Here is a 5,239-nt window from a genome sequence, read left to right on the forward strand (position 1 = left end):
CGAGACCGCGGCTGTGTGGGGCTGGGCGTGAGCGGTTGCATCGCTTCGTTTGACGACGTTTCGGTGCGTCGATTGTCCGAGGACGACAGCGATGTCTCTGGGGCTGTGGGGGCTTGTGAGACGGTTGCCCATCGAGGTTATTCAGCCGTCGCACCGGAGAACACGTTGGTCGCGATCAGCGAGGCGATCCAGGTTGGCGCCAGCGGCTGCGAATTTGATGTCTACCGCTGCGGCGATGGGACGGTCGTCTTGATGCACGACAAGACCGTCGATCGCACCACCGACGGAACGGGACGTGTCACCGAACTCAGTCTCGATCATCTCCGCCAACTCGATGCAGGGTCATGGAAAGATGCCCGTTTTGCCGGGCAGCGTGTGCCGACGCTCAAGGAGGCACTGCGGCGGCTCCGCGGTACAGGCTGTCAACCGGTGGTCGAAATCAAGATGGAAGGGATTTCTCAACAGGTGATCGACGACGTCCGCGCGTTGGACATGGTCGATCAAGTTGCGGTGATCGCATTCAGCCAACAGGTGGTGCGGGAGATCCGCGAATTGGAACCGAGACTCACCTGTGCCTGGCTGTTTGGCGATGCCATCGAAGGCACAGCGGCCGAACAAGCCGATTGGTTAAAAAGGCGTGCCGATCAATGCAACGCAACCATCTTGGATTTGAACTACAAAATCCTTTCACCGGCTCTGGTCGCCGAGCTGAAACAACGCGGCTTGGCGGTGTGGACCTGGACCGTGAACGAGGCCGCGGTGATGCGTGCGTTGCGTCGCTGGGGCGTGGACAGCATCACGACCGATCGGCCGGATCTGTTGACGGCGGCTGTTGAACCGTGACGCCCAGGTGATGAAACAGAAACGCGCAGGTATCGACCACCTGTTCGATCTTCTGTGACAGACCGGAATCACCGCCGTGTCCGGCGTTGGCACTGGTCCGCAACAGCACCGGCAGACCCGATGTGGACGCCGCTTGCAGACGTGCCGTCATCTTGCGGGATTGCATCGGATCGACACGCGGGTCGTTGGCGCCGGTAAAGAAGATGACCGCCGGGTAGTTCGTTCCATCGGTGACGTTATGAAATGGCGAATAGGCCCGCATGGCTTTGAAGTGGTCGGGGTTTTGGACCGTGCCGAATTCGGGAATGTTAAATGATCCGTTGGGCGACAATTCGACACGCAGCATGTCGTAGATGCCGACCGAGGACACCACGGCTTTGGCCAGATCGGGATGCTGCGTCAGGGTGGCGCCCATCAACAAGCCGCCGTTGGAACCGCCCATGATCGCCAGCTGGTCCGATGTCGTGTAGCCGTTGTCGATCAAGAAGCGAGCTGCCGCGTAGAAGTCGTCAAAAACGTTTTGTTTTTTGGTCAGGTTTCCGTCCAAATGCCAGGCTTCGCCATATTCACCGCCGCCGCGAAGGTTGGCGACGACATAGGTGACGCCATTCTCCAAGAGCACTTTGTTGCTGGCGTTGAAACGCGGCGTCAAATTGATGCCGTAGCCTCCGTAGCCGTACAGCACCAGTGGGCCGGGGCCGTCGGCCGACGCGGGACGCATGATGTTGACCGGTACCTTCGTGCCGTCTTTGGAGACGGCAAACTGGCGGGTCACGCGGACGTCGCTCATGTCCACCGGAGTCTCGCTGGACAGCGGTGTTTTGATGGTCGTTTCGTCGGATGCGTCGTAATGAAACCAGAGCGTCGGATCGACGTAGGAGCTGTTGTAAAACAAGATGTCATCACCGGTGAGCGGCTCGAGCCCGCCGACGCTGGAGATCGGCAATTGCTTGGGTTTGGCCAGCGCATTCCCGTCGCGATCAAAGACACGAATTTCCGAAGGGCCGCCGAGTTGGTAGGTGACGTAGATCCGGTCCTCGGTCGCGACCAGACTGGGCGGTGCGCGATAGAAACTGGTCACGATCGTGTCCTCGCTCTCGGGGATCAGCGGTTCGGCCAACGCGCCTTTGGTTGTCAACGTTGAAATCCGAACGATCTTGCCACGCGGTGCGTCCTCGCGGGTAATGGCAAGGATGTCTCCGCTGGGCTCGAACGTCGCCTGGACCAATTTGTCTCCGAAGTGACTGAATTGGGTCCAGTGCCCGTCGGCCCGTCGCACGTAATGTGCGAACTCACCGCCATCACCGTTTTGGACATTGCACAGAACGCGACCGGTTTGATGGTGAACTTCGACTTCGATCTCTGCGATTCTTGGAAAGTCGGTTCCCAATTCGAAGCGATCATCAGCGCTGTCGGTGCCGAGCTGATGGAAATAGAGTTGCTGATAAAAATTCAGATCGACCTCTGCGCGCTCACCCGGTCGCGGGTGCCGGGTGTAATAAAAACCTTTGCCGTCGGGCGCCCAAGCGAGGTCGCCACCTGCTGTTCCTGAATTGACGCGTGGGACGGTTTCGAAGACTTTTTCGCCGCTGTTGCAGTCAAAGACCGACACGTCGCCGACTTCGCTTCCGCCGCTGGACAACGAGATCGCGACCAGTGATCCGTCGGGTGACGGTTCGAACCAATCCACCGAGGTTGTCCCTTCGGTATCGACCACGTTGGGATCAAACAGCACGCGAGCCTTGTCCAGGTCGTCAAGTGAATCGAAGCTGATCAAGAACGGCTGCTCTTTGGGCGGCTGACTCTTCATCGCAAAGTATCGACCGGCGGCGAAGCGAACGCCGCTGTAGGAATCATGTTGCGCGGTCATGATCTCGGTCACGCGTTTGCGAATCGCATCGACGCCGGGCAGTCCGTCCAGATATTCCCGCGCGTGCGCGTTCTGGTCTTCGCTCCAACGTTTGACTTCTGCGTCGTTCCAGTCTTCCAGCCAGCGATAGTTGTCGACGACGTCGACGCCATGGTAGGTGTCAACGGTCGGCGAGGTGCGGGTTGCCGGCGGCTGTGCCGGTAGGGGATGGGACGACAAAACGGTGATCACTCCGGCAAACAGAACTTTCAGTTGAGGGTGACGGTGGGGCATGTGGCGCTCGCGTGCTTGGTTCGGGATCGATTGTTGGTGGACGGTAGAGTGGAGGTCGCGGAGGCGTTCGGCGGTTGAAGTTGAGGGGGGCCCGGACGCTGGCGCGAACCGGCTGATATCAATTGATGATCAGCCGTTTGGCGCCAGCCTACGGGCCCTGCGCTGGTCAAAACCTTGTCGATTGAGCGGTATTGGGCTCGCGCCAAACGGCTGATTCGACGGACCAGCGTGTGAGCGAGGTCCGCGACTGCCGTTTGTTAATGTATCGATTTGTGTCAAAAGGTGCTGCCTGGTCGACGACGGGGCCCCAAACCGCTCCGTGGCGGCACGCAATTTCGCACTCGACCGTCCAAGGAGACCCGTCAAACGCGGAGATTGTGACACACCGGCCTCGGTTTGTTGGTTTGCGGTCGGCGGTGCTGTGTGCGGACTTCGTCGGCCGTGGGCGGAAAATCGTCGTTAGTGTTCGGGCGTATCTAGTAGCGAATACCGCAGAAGGACTGCTATACTTACGTACTTAGGAACGAGCGGAAGGGAAGGACCATGGTCGCTTCAGGCCAGGCACGCTTGCCCGCTCGATCTTAAGCTCGTCTGCGATTCTGGGGCATCGCACTGCTCAATAACATGCACGGATCGCCAGCGATGATTGGTCCGAATCAAGACCGTTCGACCTTCGTCCCCATCCACCGAAATCTGTCGGATCGGTTGGCAAAGACAGCGTGCAGCATCTCGGACAAACTGCAATTGTCCCTACAGCGACTCGAAGCGACCGGCGCCTTTGATTCCGGTCAAATGCGATTGATCGAGGAAGAGTTTGCCGCGGTGTGGGGTTCGGAGGATTCGTTTCACCACATTTCGTTGCTGCAGCCCGGTGATCAGATCGAACACTTTGTGATCGATCAACTGTTGGGGTGTGGTGGCGAAGCGCATGTGTTTCGGGCTCACGAAGCGGGCACGGGCAAAGTCTTCGCGATCAAAGTGCTGCATAACGCGCGGACGAGCGAGCGGTTTCATCGCGAAATGAAGATGGTGCAGCAGGTGGCGCACCCCAATATCGTCACCGCGTATGAGGTCGGCGAAATACACGGCATGCCTTACATCGCGATGGAATTGATGCAAGGTCCGGATCTCAATGCCATGGTTGCCGACAGCGGACCGATGGATTGGCGGCGATCCTCGGCGTACATCTTGCAAGTCGTCCGCGCGTTGGCACATGCGCATTGCCGCGAACTGGTCCACCGAGACATCAAGCCGGGCAACATCATTCTCAATGGCAACGATCAAGTCAAACTGGTCGACTTGGGGTTGGCGTCGATGCGAATCGGATCGTTAGAAGAAGAGACGCAGTCGTTCAATTTGACGCGAGAAACGCAAATCGCCGGAACGTTGCCGTACATGGCACCCGAGCAGGCCAAATCGCTGTCCAGGGCCGATGTCCGTTCGGACATCTATAGCCTGGGCGCCACCTGGTTCTACCTGCTGACCGGGAAGATTCGTGTCCGCGGCAAGACGTTTTCGCGGCAATACCGGAATCTCGTTTCCAAGCGGCGGTTTCGCGAGATCCCCTCTGACTGTCTGCCGCCGAATCTGTTGCAGATCTATTCCAAGATGGTCGCATACGATCGACGTCAACGCTACCAAAGTTGTTTGTCGTTGGAGCAAGACTTGGGGAAGGCATTGGAGGATTTGGGGCAGAACGTCACTTCACAACAGCTCAGTGTGTTGATCGTTGAAGACAGCCAATCGGACATGTTGTTGGCGGTCGAATTGCTCAAGATGGCCAATGACAGTTTGATGATTCATCAGGCAACTTGTTTGTCCGACGGCATCGAAATCCAAGCCGAGCATTCCGTCGATCTGGTCTTCCTGGATCTGACGTTGCCCGACAGCGCGGGGGTCGCGACGGTGGAGCGTTTCCGCAGCGAGCACAGCGAGGTGCCGATCGTGGTGCTGACGGGACTTTCCGACGAACAGGTCGCCGAGGCCTGTGTGAATGCGGGGGCGACTGACTTCATTTCCAAAGATGAGTTGACCGCCCACCAACTCGAGCGCGTGATCTTCGTCACCTTCTCCCGACACGCCGCGCTGGAGAATTGAATCCGCGCCGCGAGGTCCCAGCGAATCGATTCGCCGCCGGGTCGTCTCACGGTGTTAGCGGAACGGCGCGAGCCGTCTGGTATTAGCGTCGAAAGACCGGAGGGCTCGCGCCCTGCCGCTAACAAGAAACACTCACGGTGTTAGCGGAACGGCGCG

The 5,239-nt window shown here is 58.6% G+C and carries 3 protein-coding genes; 2 read left to right on the top strand and 1 reads right to left on the bottom strand.

Annotation, left to right across the window (positions count from 1 at the left end):
* Positions 1-843 (top strand): glycerophosphodiester phosphodiesterase (locus tag ABX749_RS20760; RefSeq protein ID WP_372897658.1); only part of this gene is annotated, 843 nt, incomplete at its 5' end.
* Here the strand turns inward: ABX749_RS20760 and ABX749_RS20765 are convergent.
* Positions 797-2,986, bottom strand: a complete 2,190-nt coding sequence (locus tag ABX749_RS20765) for a prolyl oligopeptidase family protein (protein WP_372897659.1) — start codon at positions 2,984-2,986, stop codon at positions 797-799. The two genes, ABX749_RS20760 and ABX749_RS20765, sit on opposite strands and share 47 nt — an antisense overlap.
* A 642-nt stretch (positions 2,987-3,628) precedes the next feature.
* Between ABX749_RS20765 and ABX749_RS20770 the strand changes: the two genes are divergently transcribed.
* On the top strand, positions 3,629-5,083 hold the full coding sequence (locus tag ABX749_RS20770) for a protein kinase (protein ID WP_372897660.1): 1,455 nt from the start codon (positions 3,629-3,631) through the stop codon (positions 5,081-5,083).
* Positions 5,084-5,239: the final 156 nt, after the last annotated feature.

The organism is Stieleria sp. (genome assembly GCF_041595215.1).
Taxonomy (GTDB): domain Bacteria; phylum Planctomycetota; class Planctomycetia; order Pirellulales; family Pirellulaceae; genus Stieleria; species Stieleria magnilauensis.